This window comes from Aeromonas molluscorum (genome assembly GCF_051376105.1).
Lineage (GTDB): Bacteria > Pseudomonadota > Gammaproteobacteria > Enterobacterales > Aeromonadaceae > Aeromonas > Aeromonas molluscorum.
Genome location: NZ_JBPQCY010000001.1, coordinates 355631 through 374630, shown reverse-complemented (window position 1 = coordinate 374630; position 19000 = coordinate 355631). Strand labels below are relative to the sequence as shown.

The following is a 19000-nucleotide window of genomic DNA, read 5'->3' as shown; positions in this document are numbered from 1 at the left end:
TGCCACGCCCCTCTGCTTTGCTATTATTCGGGAGCCTTTTTACGCACGAGAATCGAGTCACTTCATGGTTATAAAAGCGCAGAGCCCTGCCGGGTTTGCCGAGGAATATATCATCGAGTCCATTTGGAACAATCGCTTTCCTCCCGGATCCATACTGCCGGCAGAGCGCGAGCTGTCCGAATTAATCGGTGTTACCCGCACTACGCTGCGTGAAGTGCTGCAACGCTTGGCCCGTGATGGCTGGCTGACCATTCAGCATGGTAAGCCGACCAAGGTCAACAACTTCTGGGAAACCTCTGGTCTCAACATCCTCGAGACGCTTGCCCGTCTGGATCAGGACAAGGTGCCGGATCTGGTGGCCCAACTGTTGTCTGCGCGTACCAATATTTGCACCATCTTTATCCGGGGGGCCATCCGCAACAACCCGGAACAAGCTGCCGAGATACTGCGCGCCGCCAATAGTGTCGATAACAGTGCCGACTCCTATGCCGAGTTTGACTACCGCCTACATCATCAGCTCTCCTTCGCCTCGGGCAATCCTATCTATGCGTTGATCCTGAACGGTTTCAAGGGGCTCTATAGCCGGGTCGGTCGTTACTACTTCTCCGATGGTCAGGCTCGCGCCGCCGCAGATGCCTATTACAAGGCATTGCTGGTACTGGCCGAGACCAAGAATCACGAAGACGTCTACAAGACGGTGCGCCAGTACGGTATTGAGTCCGGTAAATTATGGACTCGCCTGCGTACAGATATGCCGAGCAACCTGTGCGATAACTGATGAGGTCGAGCCCCAGCAGGGGATCTCGCCGTGTCACGACATGATAAAAGAGCGCGCCTTAGGGCGCGCTCTTTGCATTAGCTGTCATGGGGCAGGGTTAAGGGGAGAGGCGTCGCTCTGGGCAACGACCGATCAGATCACTTGGCAGATCGCCATTGTCTTGCTCCAGCACGACATCAAACCCCCATAGCAGATGCACATGCTTGAGCACTTCATGATGGGAGTCGCCGAGTGGGATGCGGTTGTGAGGAATATAACGCAAGGTCAGAGCGCGATCCCCCTTCACGGCCACATCATAGACTTGGATGTTGGGCTCCAGATTGCTGAGATTGTACTGGGCCGAGAGGGCGTTGCGGACCAGGTGATAACCCTCTTCGTTATGGATGGCCGCAATCTTGAGGTAGTTCTTCAGATCGTCATCATCGATGGCGAACAGTTTCAGATCGCGCATCACTTTCGGGCTGAGAAACTGGCTGATGAAGCTCTCATCCTTGAAGTTCTGCATGGCAAAGTGGAGGGTATCCACCCAGTTGGTGCCGGCATAGTCGGGGAACCAGCGCCTGTCCTCTTCGGTCGGGTGCTCACAAATGCGCCGCAGATCGATGAACATGGCAAATCCCAGGGCATAGGGATTGATCCCCGAGTAGTAGCGACTGTTATAGGGGGGCTGGTAGACCACATTGGTGTGGCTGTGCAGCACCTCCATCATGAAGCGATCACTCAATTTCCCCTCATCATAAAGGTGGTTGAGTATGGTGTAGTGCCAGAAGGTGGCCCAGCCTTCGTTCATGACCTGGGTCTGTTTCTGGGGATAGAAGTACTGGCTTATCTTGCGCACTATGCGCACGATTTCCCGCTGCCAAGGCTCGAGCAGGGGGGCATTCTTCTCGATGAAATAGAGCAGATTTTCCTGAGGTTCCGAGGGGTAGTGTCTGTCAGCCACATTGGAGGACTTGTGCTGCTTGGGCAGGGTGCGCCACAGCTCATTGACCTGGGTCTGCAAATAATCCTCACGGGCCTTCTGGCGTCGTTTCTCCTCGGCCAACGAGATCTTCTGGGGCCGTTTATAGCGATCCACCCCGAAGTTCATCAGAGCATGGCAGGCATCAATCAGCCGCTCTACCGCGTCTATGCCGTGCTTTTCTTCGCACTCGGTGATGTAGTTTTTGGCAAATAACAGGTAATCGATGATGGATGAGGCATCCGTCCAGGTCTTGAACAGATAGTTGTTCTTGAAAAACGAGTTGTGGCCATAGCAGGCGTGAGCCATCACCAGGGCCTGCATCGGCATGGTGTTCTCCTCCATCAGATAGGCGATGCAGGGATCCGAGTTGATCACTATTTCATACGCGAGCCCCATCTGGCCTCGCTTGTAGTTGCGCTCGGTGTGGATGAAACGCTTGCCGAATGACCAATGCTGGTAGCCAATGGGCATGCCGACGCTGGAGTAGGCATCCATCATCTGTTCGGCGGTGATCACCTCTATCTGGTTGGGGTAGGTATCCAGGCGATAGTGCTTGGCGACGCGCGCTATCTCCTTGTGGTAGATCTCCAGCAGATCGAAGTTCCAGTCTGGCCCATCATCGAAGGGCGCAAAGGTTCTGGCTGTTTCTGTCATATGCCCCCCTAGGCCGCTTGCTTCTTGAACAGTTCCCGGAATACCGGATAGATGTCCTCCACCTTGCGGATATGTTCCATGGCAAAGTAGGAGTAGTGGCTCGCCACCGACTCGTATTCGTGCCACAGAGTCTGGTGGGCCCGGGTGGTGATCTCGATATAGGAGTAGTAGCGAACCCGCGGCATGATGTCGCGCAGCAGGATCTCTTTACACTGGGGCGAATCGTCTGCCCAATTGTCGCCATCGGAGGCTTGGGCGGCGTAGATGTTCCACTGATTGGTGGGGTAGCGCTCATCCATGATGTCGCTCATCATCTTGAGCGCGCTGGAGACGATGGTGCCCCCCGTCTCCTGGGAGTAGAAGAACTCATGCTCGTCCACCTCCTTGGCCTGGGTGTGGTGGCGGATATAGACCACCTCCACATTCTTGTAAGTACGGCTCAGGAAGAGGTAGAGCAGGATGTAGAAGCGTTTGGCCATCTCCTTGGTGGCCTGATCCATGGAGCCGGAGACATCCATCAGGCAGAACATCACCGCCTGACTGGAGGGAACCGGCCGTTTGACGAAGTTATTGAACTTGAGATCGAAGGTATCGATGAAAGGCACGGCGTCGATCCGTTTTTTCAGGTCGCGGATCTCCTTCTCAAGCAGTGTGATCTCAGCAAAGTGTTCGCTCGGATCTTGCTGAAGTAACAGCATGCGCGCTTCAAGTTCACGCAGAGTGCGTTTCTTGCCCGCTTGCAGTGCCATGCGTCGCGCCAGTGAGTTGCGCAGGGAACGCACTACGTTGATATTGGCCGGCACGCCGTTTGAGGTGTAGCCAGCCCGGTAGGTCTTCATCTCCATCAGCTGGTTGAGCTGCGTCTTTTGCAGGTGGGGCAGTTCCAAATCTTCGAACAAGAGATCCAGATACTCCTCCTTGGAGATCTGGAACACGAAGTCATCGCTTCCTTCCCCCTGATTGGAGGCCTGACCTTCACCCGCGCCCTGACCTGCGCCACCGCCCTTGGGTCTGTCTATCTTGTCCCCGGAGACGAATTGATCGTTACCCGGGTGCACCATCTCCCGTTTTCCCCCCTGACCCTGGTGAAAATGGGGCTCGCCAATGTCCCGCGTCGGGATGCTGATGCTCTCGCCTTTGTCTACGTCCTGGATGCTGCGCTTGGAGACGGCATCCGAGACCGCTTGTTTGATCTGCTTCTTGTAGCGGCGGATGAAGCGCTGCCGATTGACAGCGCTTTTGTTCTTGCCGTTGAGCCTGCGGTCGATAAAGTGCGCCATAACTCCCCCTTGGCAAAGCCGTCAGGCTCAGGATGACTTGCGTACCCTGAGATACCATTCGGAGAGCAGCCGCACCTGTTTACGGGTGTAGCCCTTCTCCATCATCCGCTCGACAAAGTTATCGTGTTTCTTCTGCTCTTCCGCCGAGGTCTTGCTGTTGAAGGAGATAACCGGCAGCAGCTCCTCGGTATTGGAGAACATCTTCTTCTCGATGACGGTGCGCAGCTTCTCGTAGCTGGTCCAGTTCGGATTGCGACCGGCGTTGTTGGCCCGGGCCCGCAGCACGAAGTTGACGATTTCGTTGCGAAAATCTTTCGGGTTGCTGATGCCTGCCGGTTTTTCTATCTTCTCCAGCTCGCTGTTGAGGGAGGCGCGGTCAAACAGCTGGCCCGTCTCTGGATCCCGATACTCCTGATCCTGGATCCAGAAATCCGCATAAGTGACGTAGCGATCGAAGATGTTCTGGCCGTACTCCGAGTAGGACTCGAGATAAGCGGTCTGGATCTCCTTGCCGATGAACTCCACGTAACGCGGGGTGAGGTAGCCCTTGATGAACTCCAGGTAGCGATCGTGGATCTCTTGCGGGAACTGTTCCCGCTCTATCTGTTGCTCCAGCACATAGAAGAGATGCACCGGGTTGGCCGCGACCTCGGCATGATCGAAGTTGAACACCCGCGACAATATCTTGAATGCGAAGCGGGTCGACAGGCCATTCATCCCCTCATCGACCCCGGCATAATCCCGGTACTCCTGATAGCTTTTTGCTTTGGGATCCGTGTCTTTGAGACTCTCGCCATCATAGACCCGCATCTTGGAGTAGAGGCTGGAGTTCTCCGGCTCCTTGAGTCGTGACAAGACGGTAAACTGGCCGAGGAGCTCCAGGGTCCCCGGGGCACACTTGGCCTCGGTCAGTTCGCTGTTGGTGAGCAGCTTCTCGTAGATTTTCACCTCTTCCGAGACGCGCAGGCAGTAGGGCACCTTGACGATATAGACGCGGTCGAGGAAGGCTTCGTTGTTGCGGTTGTTTTTGAAGTGCTGCCATTCGGATTCGTTGGAGTGAGCCAGCAAGATGCCGTCAAAGGGGAGGGCAGAGAGCCCTTCGGTGCCGTTGTAGTTGCCCTCTTGCGTCGCGGTCAGCAGCGGGTGCAGCACCTTGATGGGGGCCTTGAACATCTCGACGAACTCCATCATGCCCTGGTTGGCCTTGCACAGGGCCCCGGAGTAGGAGTAGGCATCGGCGTCATCCTGGGCAAAATGCTCCAGCATGCGGATATCGACCTTGCCGACCAGGGAAGAGATGTCCTGATTGTTCTCATCACCGGGCTCCGTCTTGGCGATGGCGATCTGGTGCAGGATGGAGGGGTTGATCTTCTCTACCTTGAACTTGCTGATGTCACCACCGTATTCGGTGAGACGCTTTGCCGCCCAGGGAGACATGATGGGACGCAGGTAACGGCGGGGTATGCCGTACTCTTTCTCCAGCAGCTCACCGTCCTCCTCCATGTCAAACAGGCAGAAGGGGTGATCGTTGACCGGGGAGCCTTTGATCCGGTAAATGGGCACCTTCTGCATCAGGGATTTGAGCTTCTCGGCCAGGGAGGATTTACCGCCGCCAACCGGACCCAGCAGATAGAGGATCTGTTTCTTCTCCTCCAGCCCCTGGGCCGAGTGTTTGAGGTAGGAGACGATCTGTTCGATGGCTTCTTCCATGCCATAGAAATCTTTGAATGCCGGATAGCGCGCAACGACTCGATTTGAGAAGAGGCGACTGAGTCGTGGATTGGTGGCGGTATCAACCATCTCGGGATCGCCGATGGCGACCAGTAGACGTTCGGCGGCGGAGGCGTAGCAGGATTTATCCTGTTTGCACATGTCCAGGAACTCCTGAATGCTGTACTCCTCTTCCCTGGCTTGCTCATAACGCTGTTGGTAATGCTCGAAGATGCCCATAACTTAGCCCTCGTTATAGTCGCTTACCCTAAAATGACCGGTTTCTTACCCTTGTTGTACTTTCCTCTTAAGCCTAGTCAACAGCCCCCAGTAATCCATCACCGTTAACGGGATTAAATCGGTTGGCTCGCTTCCCTGGCCCTTTGGGTGGGAGGCAGTCAGCAGATGCTGTATGTTACTGACTGTTAAATTATTTCTGCCACGATAGCTGGGTAAATGTCAAAGAGATAAAAAATAAATGTTTCATCATTCTTCAATAAAAAAGTACGAATGGGATGAGGGAGAGGATCGCTATCGCCCCAGGGCAGGCCAGCCGCGCCTTGGGGAATGCCACAGTGGAATGTGCTTTACGTAAACGTTAACGTAACGATCTAAACTTAGAGTTATGAGTCTAATTTTTACATTGACGCTACATTCCGGCTGCTCTAGATTGGCCCTGTGTTCGGTGCTGCGCTGCTTTAGCAAGAAGGCGTCTCAGTGTCCGAAAACAAAGCTCTGTTTAAGCACGTTTCCGTTGGCTTGACCCTCGCATCTGCGAGGGTCTTATTTTTTCGGCGCAGGCCCTCCTGTTATCCTCCTTATCTCTTCAGCACGCTAACCGGCATTCTTGGCCGGAATCCCCAAGACGGAACAAATGAGTCTATTTGGATCCTTGCACACCATAGGCCTGGGTCACCAGTGCCATCACCTGCGCAAAGGGCACTTCGCTCAGCCTCCCGAAGCCAGCCAGCTTGCCCGCCTTGAGGCGGGTGGTGAGCGGCGTGCTGATGCCGCACAGGAAGCGCGCCAGCACCCTGGGTGTTGGTTGGGGCAACAGGCTTGCCAGCGGATCGCACCAGGCGCGGATTCCGGCTTCATTGGGCAGTTTTGGGGCGAGGTGAACAGGCAGCTCCGCCACCTGGCCGCGACAGACCGAACAGTGACCGCATAAGGCTGGCGCTTGCTCATCGGCAAAATGGTGGGCAAGGGAGTGGCTCAGGCAGGTGGGTGAGGTGAAGAAGGCGAGCAGGCCCTGCAACCTGGCCAGTTCGCTCTGCTCCTTTTGCTCGAACAGAGCATGAAGCTCATCGGCGAGGACATCGAGGCTGCTCGGTGCATGCTGCACCTGATAAACCTCGGTCATCTGCTTGCTCTCCAGTTCGATGAGCCCCTGTTGCTGCAGATAGTCGAGGGCGGCCACGGCGCGGGAGCGTTCCCCCTGATACCCCTGCCAGAGGGCCTCAAAATCCATGGTGCACCAGCTGCGAGCCTGAGGGGCAGAGGCGAACAGGGCCTCGAGAAAGTGGCGACGCCCCTCGCCAAAACGCGCCAATATGGCGGCTTTGTCTGCGATGAACTTGAAGCGATAGTCGGCAAAATAGCTATAAGCCGGGCTCAGCACGCCGGCCAGTTCCAGATAGACCAGGAGTGTCTTGAGGGGAAGCTGGCGAATATTGGTCTCGTTGGAGAGGCGCAGCAGCACGAACTCCCAGGACTCCCCCGCAGGGGGCAGTTGGGCCAACAACTGACGGATGGCGGCGCGGTCCGGGGTATCCCCATAGACGAAGTTCTCCAGCACCGGCAGCTGAGCCCGATTGGCCAGCACAGTGCAGTGGGAGAGCTGGCCATCTCGCCCGGCACGGCCTATCTCCTGGCTGTAGTTCTCGATGGACTTGGGCAAGTCGTAATGGATGACCCGGCGAATATCGGCCTTGTCTATCCCCATGCCAAAGGCGATGGTGGCGACAATGCAGTCGAGCTGGCCAGTCATGAAGGACTGCTGTATCTCCCGGCGAAGATCAGCGCCCAGCCCGGCATGATAGGCACGGGCCCGAAACCCGGCCCGGGCCAGATTGGCGGCGCACGCCTCGGCGGTGTGTTGCAGGGTGACATAGACGATGGTCGGGGCGCCAGGCGCTCGCCCTATCTCCTGCGCCAGCCAGCGGTCACGCAAGCCGGGTTCAATAGGCACAACATTCAAGTCCAGATTGGGGCGGTAGAAACCGGTCACCACCAGCCCCTGATCGTCGATATCGAACTTGCGTTGCATGTCCTGCATCACGGCCCGCGTGGCGGTGGCGGTCAGCAGCAGTACCTGGGGGATATTAAGAGCGCGCCTGTGTTCGGGCAGCTTGAGGTAATCGGGACGAAAGTTGTGGCCCCACTCCGAGATGCAGTGCGCTTCGTCCACCACCATCAACGAGAGCGGCACCCCGGCGATGAAGCGGCGAAAGCGCTCGTTTTTGAGTCGCTCGACCGAGATCATCAGGATCTTGAGCTCGCCAGCCTCTATCTGCCGCATCACCTCACGGCTCTGCTCCGGGGTCAGGCTCGAATCCAGCGTGGCTGCGGCTATCCCTTTGCGCTGCAAGAAGGCGAGCTGATCCTGCATCAGGGCGATGAGCGGGGAGATGACCAGGGTCAGGTGGGGCAGGGCCAGGGCGGGCAGTTGATAGCAAAGAGACTTGCCGGAGCCTGTCGGGAAGATGGCCGCGGCGCTGCGTCCTGCCAATATCTGCTCCATGACTGCCTGTTGCCCGGGTCTGAGCTGGGTGAAACCGAAGTGTTGTTCAAGCAAAGAGGCGATCATAGGGCGGCATCCTGAGGAAAACCCCATGATACCACCTGGACCCGGCCAGGATCGGCCAGGGACGCCAAGAGAGTGGCATTTGGCTTCGTTCTGGCGGTTGTTGATATGGTGTTATCTCATTGTTGTGGTTTTTTTGTGATGTGAAATGGGATTTTCGTGGTGTATGTGTGGAAAAAAGATGTTGCAGGTGGGATATTCCATGGGTGCGACCCCCGCCTGGAACAGAGACCCCCTCGAGAAGGTCTTCCCGCAGCTGGCGGGTTCGTTCGGTTGGTTCCGAATGAAATAGGTTCGCCGCAGGACTTCATGATTCAAGCACCGAGTGTGCACAGGGACTACATAGATGACACAACAACACCCCCTCCTTCGTCTGATCAATCGCACCAGTCTGGTCAGCCAGATCCTGATCGGTTTGATCGTTGGCATAGTGCTGGCCTTGCTCGCTCCTGAGTGGGCCAAATCGGCAGGTCTGCTCGGCAACCTGTTTGTCGGTGCCCTCAAGGCCGTGGCCCCCATACTGGTCTTCGTGCTGGTGACCGCCTCCATCACGGGTCACAAGCAGGGTCAGAAGACCAATATCCGCCCGCTGCTCGGTCTTTACCTGTTCGGTACCTTCGCCGCCGCGCTGGTGGCCGTGCTGGCCAGCTTCATGTTCCCCTCCAGCCTGCATCTGGTGGCCAATACCGCCGATGTCACCCCGCCTGGGGGCATCATCGAGGTGTTGCAGACCCTGCTGTTCAACGTGGTGAGCAACCCGGTCAAGGCCTTGATGGAAGCCAACTACATCGGCATCCTGGCCTGGGCCATCGCCCTTGGCATCGTGCTGCGTCACGCCAGTGAGAGCACCAAGGTGCTGGTTTCCGACTTGTCCGATGGGGTCTCTATCATCGTCAAGGCGGTGATCCGCTGCGCCCCGCTCGGCATCCTGGGTCTGGTCGCATCCACCCTGGCCGAGACCGGCTTCGAGGCGTTGCTTGGTTACGCCCATCTGCTGATGGTGCTGATCGGCAGCATGTTGTTCATCGCCTTTGTGGTCAACCCGCTCATCGTCTTCTGGAAGATAAAGCGCAACCCTTATCCGCTGGTGTTGACCTGCCTGAAAGAGAGCGGTGTGACCGCCTTCTTCACCCGTAGCTCAGCCGCCAACATCCCGGTCAACATGGCCCTGTGCGAGAAGCTCAAGCTGCCCAAGGACACCTATGCGGTCTCCATCCCCCTGGGAGCCACCATCAACATGGCTGGTGCCGCCATCACCATCACGGTACTGAGTCTGGCGGCGGCCCATACCCTGGGTCTGCAGGTGGATTTGGCCACGGCAGTGCTGCTCAGCGTGGTCGCAACCATCAGCGCCTGTGGCGCATCTGGGGTAGCCGGCGGCTCCCTGCTGTTGATCCCCCTGGCCTGCAGCCTGTTTGGCATCAGCAATGATGTCGCCATGCAGGTGGTCGCGGTCGGCTTCATCATCGGTGTGCTGCAAGATTCCGCCGAGACAGCCCTTAACAGCTCCACCGACGTCTTGTTCACCGCGGCAGCCTGCATGGCCGAAGACGAGGCCCTGCTGGATCACCCTGTGGTCAGCCGTAACGTCTAAATCGACGGTCAGCAATCTGGCTACGTGTCAGACATGGACATGCCCTCTTCGGAGGGCATTTTTTTTGCGTGCAAACCGTGGCTGGTGCAGGGGCGGGCTTCTCTCCCTTCCTCGCAAGCGGCGTGGCGGGCCGTCGCGTCTGCCAGACGGGCAGGCAGATGCGCAGACACAGGCGCGGCTCAAGATTGTCTGGAGGGGCGGGGTGAGCAGCATGCACTGGCTGGGAGTGGGGCTGAGCATATCAAAATGGTTTGGCAGACCGCCGCTGGCGGATAACACAAAGCCCTCGATGGAGGGCTCTGGGGATCTGGTGGTGAGGCGCTAGTCGTGGTGACTGAGATCGAGGGTGATGTCGCCCACCGGGCGACAGCAACAGGGCAGACACTGCCCCGCTTCGACGAAGGCAAGGGGAGGCTCCGGGTAGTGCACCTTGCCCGCCAGCAGGGGAGTGCGGCAGGCGCCGCAATAGCCGCTGCGACACTGATACTCCAGCTGGTGGCCGTGGCGCTCCAGGGTGTCGAGCAACGCCTCGCCAGGGCGAACCTGCATGGGGCCGTGCTGGCTCTCTATGATGGCCAGCGCCGGCTCGCGTTCAACCCCTGGGGTCTGGGCGGCCCGCTCTGGCGCCAGCAGTGCCTCACTCACAGCTCGAAGTCACCGAGATCTTCATGGCTCACTTCGCTGTCTATCTGACCGACCAGATAGGAGCTCACTTCCACTTCCTGGGGGGCGACCTGAACGTTGTCAGAGGACAGCCAGGTGTTGATCCAGGGAATAGGGTTTTGCTTGGCGCCGCTAAAGGCGGAAGGCAGTCCGACGGCGGCCATGCGCAGGTTGGTGATGTACTCAACGTACTGGCAGAGGATGTCCTTGTTCAGGCCAATCATGGAGCCGTCCTGGAACAGGTACTCGGCCCACTCCTTCTCCTGCTCGGCCGCTTCCTTGAAGATGTCGAAGCAGGCCTGTTCACACTCCTGAGCCACGATGGCCATCTCGGGATCGTCCTGGCCGCTGCGCATCAGGTTGAGCATGTGCTGGGTGCCAGTCAGGTGCAGGGCTTCATCACGGGCGATCATCTTGATGATCTTGGCGTTGCCCTCCATCAGTTCGCGCTCGGCGAAGGCGAAGGAGCAGGCAAAGCTGACGTAGAAACGGATCGCCTCCAGGGCGTTGACACTCATCAGACACAGATAGAGCTTCTTCTTGAGCTCATGGAGGTCGATGGTGCGCTCAGCGCCGTTGACCATATGGGTACCGGCACCGTGCAGGTTATAGAGCGCGGTCGCCTCGATCAGGTCGTCATAGTAGCAACTGATGGAGCCGGCGCGCTTGAGGATCTGCTCGTTGGTCACAATGTCGTCAAACACCTGGGAGGGGCTGTTGACGATGTTGCGGATGATATGGGTATAGGAGCGCGAGTGGATGGTTTCGGAGAAGGCCCAGGTCTCAATCCATGTCTCCAGCTCCGGGATGGAGACCAGCGGCAGCAGCGCGACGTTCGGGCTGCGGCCCTGAATGGAGTCCAGCAGCGTCTGATACTTCAAGTTGGAGATGAAGATGTGCTGCTCGTGGGGGGGCAGGGCATGGTAGTCGATGCGATCCCGCGAGACGTCCACCTCTTCCGGGCGCCAGAAGAAGGAGAGCTGCTTCTCGATCAGCCGCTCGAATACATCATATTTTTGTTGATCATAACGGGCCACGTTGACCGGCTGGCCAAAGAACATGGGTTCCTTGAGCTGGTCATTCTGGGTCTGGCAAAACGTTGAATAAGCCATGGTGATTTGAATGTCTTGAATTGGGAAACAGGAGAGCGGGAGTGAAGGCTCCCGCTCGGTGTTTATCAGATCTTGCAGGCGCCGCCGGCACAGCCGTCATCTTGCATGTCGGCCTGGGTGTCGTCAGCACCGTCACGGGTGTTGTGATAATAGAGGGTCTTGAGGCCGTATTTGTAGGCGGTCAGCAGATCCTTGAGCAGCTGCTTCATCGGTACCTTGTTGCCTTCGAAACGGGCCGGATCATAGTTGGTGTTGGCAGAGATCGCCTGATCCACAAACTTCTGCATAATGCCGACCAGCTGCAGGTAACCATCGACGCTCGGTTGCTTCCAGAGCAGCTCGTATTGATCCTTGAGGCGCTCGTACTCGGGCACTACCTGCTTGAGGATGCCATCCTTGGAGGCCTTGACCGACACCAGGCCGCGCGGCGGCTCGATGCCGTTGGTGGCGTTGGAGATCTGGCTGGAGGTTTCGCTTGGCATCAGGGCGGTCAGGGTGGAGTTGCGCAGACCCACGGTCTTGATCTCTTCGCGCAAGGTTTCCCAGTCCAGGTGCAGCGGCTCCTGGCACAACACGTCCAGATCCTTTTTATAGGTATCGATGGGCAAAATGCCCTGGGCGTAAGTGGTCTCGTTGAAAGCCGGGCAGGGGCCGAATTCACGGGCCAGCTGTACCGAGGCTTTGAGCAGATAGAACTGGATCGCCTCGAAGGTGCGGTGGGTGAGCGCCAGACCAGAACCGTCGGAGTAACGGGCGCCGTTCTTGGCCAGGTAGTAGGCGTAGTTGATGACGCCTATCCCCAGGGTGCGGCGGTTCATGCTGCCTTTCTGGGCGGCCTTGAGCGGGTAGTCCTGATAGTCGAGCAGGGCATCCAGGGCGCGCACGGCCAGATCGGCCATCTCTTCGAGATCTTCGAGCTTCTCGATGGCGCCGAGGTTGAAGGCCGACAGGGTGCACAGGGCAATCTCGCCACTGTCGTCATCCACGTTATTGAGCGGCTTGGTCGGCAGCGCAATTTCCAGGCAGAGGTTGGATTGACGTACCGGCGCCACGCTCGGATCGAACGGGCTGTGGGTGTTGCAGTGATCCACGTTCTGGATGTAGATGCGACCGGTACCGGCGCGCTCCTGCATCATCAGGGAGAAGAGATCCACCGCCTTGATGGTCTTCTTGCGAATGGCCGGATCTTGCTCGTACTTGACGTAGAGCTGCTCGAACTTGTCCTGATCCGCGAAGAAAGCGTCGTACAGGCCGGGGGCATCGGAGGGGGAGAACAAGGAGATGTCACCGCCCTTGATGAGGCGCTGGTACATCAGCTTGTTGATCTGCACCCCGTAGTCCATGTGACGGACCCGGTTCTCTTCCACGCCACGGTTGTTTTTCAGAACCAGCAGGCTCTCCACCTCGGTGTGCCACAGGGGGTAGAACAGGGTGGCGGCACCGCCGCGCACGCCGCCTTGGGAGCAGCATTTGACCGCAGTCTGGAAGTATTTGTAGAAGGGGATGCAACCGGTGTGGAAGGCTTCGCCGCCACGAATGGGGCTGCCCAGACCACGAATGCGACCGGCGTTGATGCCGATGCCGGCGCGCTGGGAGACATAACGGACGATGGCGCTGGCGGTGGCATTGATGGAGTCCAGGCTGTCATCACACTCGATCAGCACGCAGGAGCTGAACTGACGGGTCGGGGTGCGCACGCCGCTCATGATCGGGGTCGGCAGGGAGATCTTGAAGGTCGAGACCGCATCATAGAAGCGCTTGATATAGCTCAGGCGCGTCTCTTTCGGGTACTTGGAGAAGAGGCAGGCCGCTACCAGGATATAGAGGAACTGCGGGCTCTCGTAGATCTCGCCGGTGACGCGGTTCTGGACCAGGTATTTGCCTTCGAGCTGTTTGACGGCGGCGTAGGAGAAGTCCATGTCACGCCAGTGATCCAGGTGCTCGTTGAGCTCCTCGAATTCGGCCTGGGTGTAGTCGGTCAGCAGGTGCTTGTCGTACTTGCCCATGTCTACCAGACGGGCGACATGCTGGTAGAGGTGGGGCGGTTCGAACTGGCCGTAGGCTTTCTTGCGCAGGTGGAAGATGGCCAGACGGGCTGCCATGTACTGGTAATCCGGGCTCTGTTCGGAGATCAGATCAGCGGTAGCCTTGATGACGGTTTCGTGGATGTCGGCGGTACGGATACCGTCATAGAACTGGATGTGGGACTTGAGTTCTACCTGGGAGACTGAGACGTGGTCGAGTCCCTCTGCGGCCCAGTCGAGCACACGGTGAATTTTATCCAGATCGATGGGTTCTTTGTGGCCGTTACGCTTCGTCACAAACAAGTTCATTGGCTGATGACCTTTAGTTGATTCCCGAAAAACTCACCGCAAGGCTTGACAAGCAAGCCAGTTCGCCCCTCGTTTCTAGTGGGGCGATATGCGGTGAGGCACAAGATGTAGTGTTATTTTGAGTTCGAGCTACAAGATAGTGAGGTCATCACAGCTTTGCAACGTATGGATGGGGGTATAGCTGTGGATAAATTGTGGGTGTCTCATGATAGTTAGTGACTGCTCACAGTGAACGGGTTTTCCTTCGTCCGCTCCCTGAAAAGCAAGCCTGCCTATCCAAGATATAAAATTAAAATAACTTTTTTTTCTTGCGAAACTAGCCCCGTTTTACTAGCAATCGCACCCCTCTGGATCCTTGCACAATCCCTGTGCGATCCGCGCCAAAAATGGTCGCCATTATGCGGCAACGTTCCCCGCGCAGAACGGTGAAAAAGTGAGTCATCGAGCCTGTGCCGTACGTGCAAACAGACAGGGCCCGTCGGGCCCTGTCTGTTTCATGTTAATGATGGCAAGTGGATGGCGACAAGGGTCCCTCGGCGGCGCATCTGCGGCATGAGCACGCGCCGGGATGGGCCATCTTTGATCCCGGCGGGATCCAGCGAGTCTGGCTGTGCGTCACCCGAGTTCGTAGCGCAACCAGTGATGCAACGCCTGCACCGTATCAAAGTGCAGATCCGCCCCCCAGGCAGCCGGGTCATCCTCCCCATGCAGGTAGCCCCAGCCGGCGATGGCGGTCAACATGCCGGCGTTGCGGCCCGCCTCGATGTCGCGCACATGGTCGCCGACATAGAGGCAGTGCGCGGCCTCGACCCCCAACTGCTCACAGGCGAAATACATGGGGGCGGGGTCGGGCTTGCGCACCGGCAGGGTATCGGCGCTGACCGTCACGCCACAGCTGGCCAGTGCCGGCAGGGCCGCCAGCAGCGGCTCGGTCAAAAAGCCCGGCTTGTTGGTGACGATGCCCCAGGGCAGGGATCGCTCGTCCAGCCATTCGATGAGATCGATCATGCCCTCGTAGGGGCGGGTGCCGACGCACAGATGGCTGGCGTAGTAATCGAGCAGGGCGGTGCGCAGGCGCGTCGCCCCCAGCTCTTCCAGCAGCTCGTCCCCCAGCCCCGCCTTGAGCAGGCCGAGCGCCCCGTGGGAGGTGGTCTGGCGAATGATCTCATCCGAGAGCGGGGCAAAGCCTTCGCTTATCAGCACATGGTTGACCGCGGCGCCCAAGTCCGGGGCGGTGTCGAGCAGGGTGCCGTCCAGGTCGAACAGCACGCAGCGCACGCTTGTCTGGCGGGTACTCATCAACCCAGCTCCGGGCGGACAAACTCCACCATGTAGTTGACATCGACGTTGGCGCCCAGCTTGAAGTGGCCGGTGAGCGGCGAGTAGTGCACCCCGCTCATGTCCCGTACCAGCAGGCCCGCGGCCTCACCCATGCGACACAGTTCGGCGGGGGTGATGAATTTTTTGTGGTCATGGGTCCCCTTGGGCACCATTTTCATCAGGTATTCGGCGCCGACAATCATCATCAGGAACGACTTGGGATTGCGATTGATGGTCGAGACGAACACCCGGCCGCCCGGGCGCACCAGGGTGGCGATGGCACGCAGCACCGAGGCGGGATCCGGCACGTGCTCGAGCATCTCCATGCAGGTCACCACATCGTACTGACCGGGCGCCTCATCGGCGTGCTGCTCGGCGGTCATCTGCTGGTAGTGAAGTTCGACCCCCTGTTCCAGGGCGTGGAGGCGGGCGACCCCGAGGGGCTCCTTGCCCATGTCGATGCCGGTCACCTTGGCGCCACGGCGGGCCATGCTCTCGGAGAGAATGCCGCCGCCGCAGCCGATGTCGAGCACCGGCTTGCCAAACAGGCCGCCACTCTTGTCGGTGATCCAGTCAAGGCGCACCGGGTTTATCTGATGCAGCGGCTTGAACTCACCCTCCAGATCCCACCAGCGGGAGGCGATGGCTTCGAATTTGGCAATTTCTGTCAGATCGACATTGGCATCAGTGTTCATCTTGGCAAAATCCTGTGGCAGGGCGCTCGACCCGTCGGGAGCGCAATCTATTGTCCTGGCGGGCATTATAACGAACCAACTTATGCAAACCAGCCCGATTTCCGACTTAAGCAATGGCCCTTGTTGTGTTACTATGTCGCGCTGTTTATGCCAAAGAACAACTAATTAGGGATTAAGGCTTTCTATGAGCGATCTGGCCAGAGAGATCACGCCGATCAACATCGAAGAAGAGCTCAAGAGTTCCTATCTGGATTACGCCATGAGCGTGATCGTAGGACGAGCTCTGCCGGATGTGCGTGATGGCTTGAAACCGGTTCACCGCCGCGTTCTGTTTGCTATGAACGAGTTGGGGAACGACTGGAACAAGCCCTATAAAAAATCGGCCCGTGTGGTCGGTGACGTAATCGGTAAATACCACCCCCACGGCGACAGTGCCGTGTATGACACCATCGTCCGCATGGCGCAGGATTTTTCCATGCGTTACATGATGGTCGACGGTCAGGGTAACTTCGGTTCGGTCGACGGCGACAGCGCCGCCGCCATGCGTTATACCGAAGTCCGGATGGCGCGCATCTCCCATGAGCTGCTGGCCGATCTGGACAAAGAGACCGTGGACTGGGTGCCCAACTATGACGGCACCGAGCTGATCCCGGCTGTCATGCCCACCAAGGTGCCCAACCTGCTGGTCAACGGCTCCTCCGGTATCGCGGTGGGCATGGCGACCAACATTCCGCCTCATAACCTCACCGAGATAGTGAACGGCTGTCTGGCGCTGATCGAAAATGGCTCCCTCACCATCGATGAGCTGATGACCTACATCAGCGGCCCAGACTTCCCCACCGGTGCCATCATCAACGGTCGTTCCGGCATCGTGCAGGCCTACCGCACCGGTCGCGGCTCCGTCTATGTGCGTGCCAAGGCCGAAGTGGAAGTGGACGAGAAGACGAGTCGCGAGACCATCATCGTTCACGAGCTGCCTTATCAGGTGAACAAGGCGCGGTTGATCGAGAAGATCGCCGAGCTGGTCAAAGAGAAGAAACTCGAGGGCATCAGTGCCCTGCGCGATGAGTCTGATAAAGACGGCATGCGCATCGTTATCGAGATCAAGCGCGGCGAGTCCGGCGAGATTGTGTTGAACAATCTCTACAAGCACACCCAGATGCAGACCACGTTCGGCATCAACATGGTGGCGCTCGATAACAACCAGCCCAAGGTGATGAACCTTAAAGAGATCCTGGATGCCTTCCTGCTGCACCGCCGTGAGGTAGTGACCCGCCGGACCGTGTTCGAACTGCGCAAGGCGCGGGATCGGGCGCACATCCTGGAAGGTCTGGCTGTTGCGCTGGCCAACATTGACCCCATCATCGAGCTGATCCGTCACTCCGACACCCCTGCAGACGCGAAAGCCAAGCTGGTCGCGCGCGGCTGGGAGCTCGGCAACGTGGCCGGCATGCTGGAAAAAGCCGGTGACGATGCAGCCCGCCCAGAGTGGCTGGAGCCTGAGTTCGGTATCCGTGAAGGCCAGTACTTCCTGACCGAACAGCAGGCCCAGGCCATCCTTGACCTGCGTCTGCACAAGCTGACCGGTCTGGAGCACGAGAAGATCCTGGAAGAGTATCAATCTCTGCTGGATCTGATCGCCGAGCTGCTGTTCATTCTGGCAAGCCCGGAACGCCTGATGGAAGTGATCCGCGATGAACTGCTGGCCGTGCGCGAGCAGTATGGCGACGAGCGTCGCACCGAGATCAGCGCCTCCAGCGCCGAGATCAACATCGAAGATCTGATCACCCCGGAAGACGTGGTGGTGACCCTCTCTCACCAGGGTTATGTGAAGTATCAGCCGCTGACCGACTACGAGGCCCAGCGCCGCGGTGGTCGTGGCAAGTCGGCCACCCGGATCAAGGAAGAGGACTTTGTGGAGCGTCTGTTGGTGGCCAACACCCACGACACCATTTTGTGCTTCTCCACCCGTGGCAAGGTCTACTGGCTCAAGGTGTATCAGCTGCCTGAGGCGTCTCGTAGCGCCCGTGGCCGCCCGATCATCAACTTGCTGCCGCTGGAAGAGGGTGAACGTATCACCGCCATCCTGCCGGTCAAAGAGTATAGCGACGACAAGTATGTGTTCTTCGCCACCGCCGACGGTACCGTGAAGAAGACCAGCCTGTCAGCGTTCAGCCGTCCGCTCTCCTCCGGCATTCGTGCCATCAACCTCAAAGAGGGCGATGAGCTGATTGGCGTGGACATCACCGATGGCAGCAACGAGATCATGTTGTTCTCCGATGCGGGCAAGGTGGTTCGCTTCAATGAAGGCAGCGGCCGCGCCGATGCGGATGTCGAGAACGATAGCGACGCCGATGAGGATGTGGAAGCCGACGCCGTCAGTGATGACGACAGCAGTGACGCCGCCGAAGGCAGCGAAACCAAGGGCACCTTCAAGGGGGTTCGTCCCATGGGCCGTACCGCCGGTGGGGTTCGTGGTATCCGCCTGCTCAATGGCGACAAGGTGGTTTCCCTGATCGTCCCCCGTGGCGAAGGCGCCATCCTGACCGCCACCGAGAACGGTTACGGCAAGCGTACCGCGCTGACCGAGTACCCGACCAAGAGCCGTGGTACCCAGGGCGTTCGCTCCATCAAGGTGGACGAGCGTAACGGCAAGGTGATCGATGCGATCCAGGTCGAAGATACCGACCAGATCATGCTGATCACCAATGGCGGCACCCTGGTGCGTACTCGCGTCGCCGAGGTGAGCATCATAGGCCGTAACACCGGTGGTGTTCGTCTGATCCGTACCGGTGAAGATGAGACAGTGGTCGGTCTGCAGCGTATCGCCGAAAGCGACGAGGAAGAGGTCCTGATGGATGGTGAGTCGGCTGAAGCCGGTACCGCCGCCGCAGGTGACATCGTCCCCGAGTCGGGCGAGGCTCAGCAGAGTGATCAAGCCGAACAGGCCGATGAGGAGTAATACTCCATCGTCTGGCCGAGTTGGCTAGTTGCTGCAAAAAGAGCGCCTTAGGGCGCTCTTTTTTATGGTCTGCCGTTGGCTGGCGGCAACCTTGACGCTGGCTGGCGTTGTCTCGTTCAGCATGAGCTC

Annotated in this window: 12 protein-coding genes; 3 read left to right on the top strand and 9 right to left on the bottom strand. The window is 58.4% G+C overall.

The window, feature by feature from the left end; all coding sequences use genetic code 11:
- The first annotated feature begins 64 nt into the window (after positions 1-64).
- The gene (fadR, locus tag ACSMDR_RS01735) at positions 65-778 is read left to right on the top strand and encodes a fatty acid metabolism transcriptional regulator FadR (protein ID WP_436466817.1); all 714 of its coding nucleotides are present in this window, start codon (positions 65-67) and stop codon (positions 776-778) included.
- A gap of 97 nt (positions 779-875) precedes the next feature.
- Here the strand turns inward: fadR and ACSMDR_RS01730 are convergent, their stop codons facing one another.
- The 4 genes from ACSMDR_RS01730 to ACSMDR_RS01715 form a co-directional block, all read right to left on the bottom strand.
- Positions 876-2396: a SpoVR family protein gene (locus tag ACSMDR_RS01730; RefSeq protein WP_436466816.1), complete on the bottom strand. Its 1521-nt coding sequence runs from the start codon at positions 2394-2396 to the stop codon at positions 876-878.
- A gap of 8 nt (positions 2397-2404) precedes the next feature.
- The gene (locus tag ACSMDR_RS01725) at positions 2405-3676 is read right to left on the bottom strand and encodes a YeaH/YhbH family protein (RefSeq protein WP_042042402.1); all 1272 of its coding nucleotides are present in this window, start codon (positions 3674-3676) and stop codon (positions 2405-2407) included.
- 27 nt (positions 3677-3703) lie between these two features.
- Positions 3704-5626, bottom strand: a complete 1923-nt coding sequence (locus ACSMDR_RS01720; RefSeq protein ID WP_042042404.1) for a PrkA family serine protein kinase — start codon at positions 5624-5626, stop codon at positions 3704-3706.
- Between the two features lie 640 nt (positions 5627-6266).
- The gene (locus ACSMDR_RS01715) at positions 6267-8195 is read right to left on the bottom strand and encodes a RecQ family ATP-dependent DNA helicase (protein ID WP_436466815.1); all 1929 of its coding nucleotides are present in this window, start codon (positions 8193-8195) and stop codon (positions 6267-6269) included.
- A 343-nt stretch (positions 8196-8538) separates the two neighbouring features.
- On the opposite strand from ACSMDR_RS01715, the gene sstT reads away from it, so the two are divergent.
- Positions 8539-9786, top strand: a complete 1248-nt coding sequence (sstT, locus tag ACSMDR_RS01710; RefSeq protein ID WP_042042406.1) for a serine/threonine transporter SstT — start codon at positions 8539-8541, stop codon at positions 9784-9786.
- Between the two features lie 321 nt (positions 9787-10107).
- Here sstT and yfaE read toward each other — a convergent pair whose 3' ends face one another.
- The 5 genes from yfaE to ubiG all read right to left on the bottom strand — a co-directional run bounded on the left by yfaE (position 10108) and on the right by ubiG (position 15909).
- Positions 10108-10431 (bottom strand): class I ribonucleotide reductase maintenance protein YfaE, encoded by a 324-nt coding sequence (gene yfaE / locus ACSMDR_RS01705; protein WP_310504053.1) that lies wholly within the window; start codon positions 10429-10431, stop codon positions 10108-10110.
- Complete coding sequence (gene nrdB / locus ACSMDR_RS01700; protein WP_042042407.1) at positions 10428-11561, bottom strand: class Ia ribonucleoside-diphosphate reductase subunit beta; 1134 nt, start codon at positions 11559-11561, stop codon at positions 10428-10430. Before nrdB ends, yfaE begins: the two co-directional genes overlap by 4 nt.
- A 65-nt stretch (positions 11562-11626) precedes the next feature.
- Positions 11627-13894, bottom strand: coding sequence for a class 1a ribonucleoside-diphosphate reductase subunit alpha (gene nrdA / locus ACSMDR_RS01695; RefSeq protein WP_259269721.1), 2268 nt, complete (start codon positions 13892-13894; stop codon positions 11627-11629).
- Positions 13895-14509: 615 nt separating this feature from the next.
- Positions 14510-15193 carry an HAD family hydrolase gene (locus ACSMDR_RS01690; protein ID WP_224432851.1) on the bottom strand — a complete coding sequence of 228 codons (684 nt, stop codon included), beginning with the start codon at positions 15191-15193 and terminating at the stop codon, positions 14510-14512.
- Positions 15193-15909, bottom strand: coding sequence for a bifunctional 2-polyprenyl-6-hydroxyphenol methylase/3-demethylubiquinol 3-O-methyltransferase UbiG (gene ubiG / locus ACSMDR_RS01685; protein ID WP_005907197.1), 717 nt, complete (start codon positions 15907-15909; stop codon positions 15193-15195). Before ubiG ends, ACSMDR_RS01690 begins: the two co-directional genes overlap by 1 nt.
- Before the next feature lie 184 nt (positions 15910-16093).
- Here ubiG and gyrA point away from each other — a divergent pair, with 184 nt between their 5' ends.
- A complete protein-coding gene (gene gyrA, locus ACSMDR_RS01680) occupies positions 16094-18871 on the top strand; it encodes a DNA topoisomerase (ATP-hydrolyzing) subunit A (RefSeq protein WP_042042411.1) in 2778 nt (925 codons plus the stop codon).
- Positions 18872-19000 lie beyond the last annotated feature (129 nt).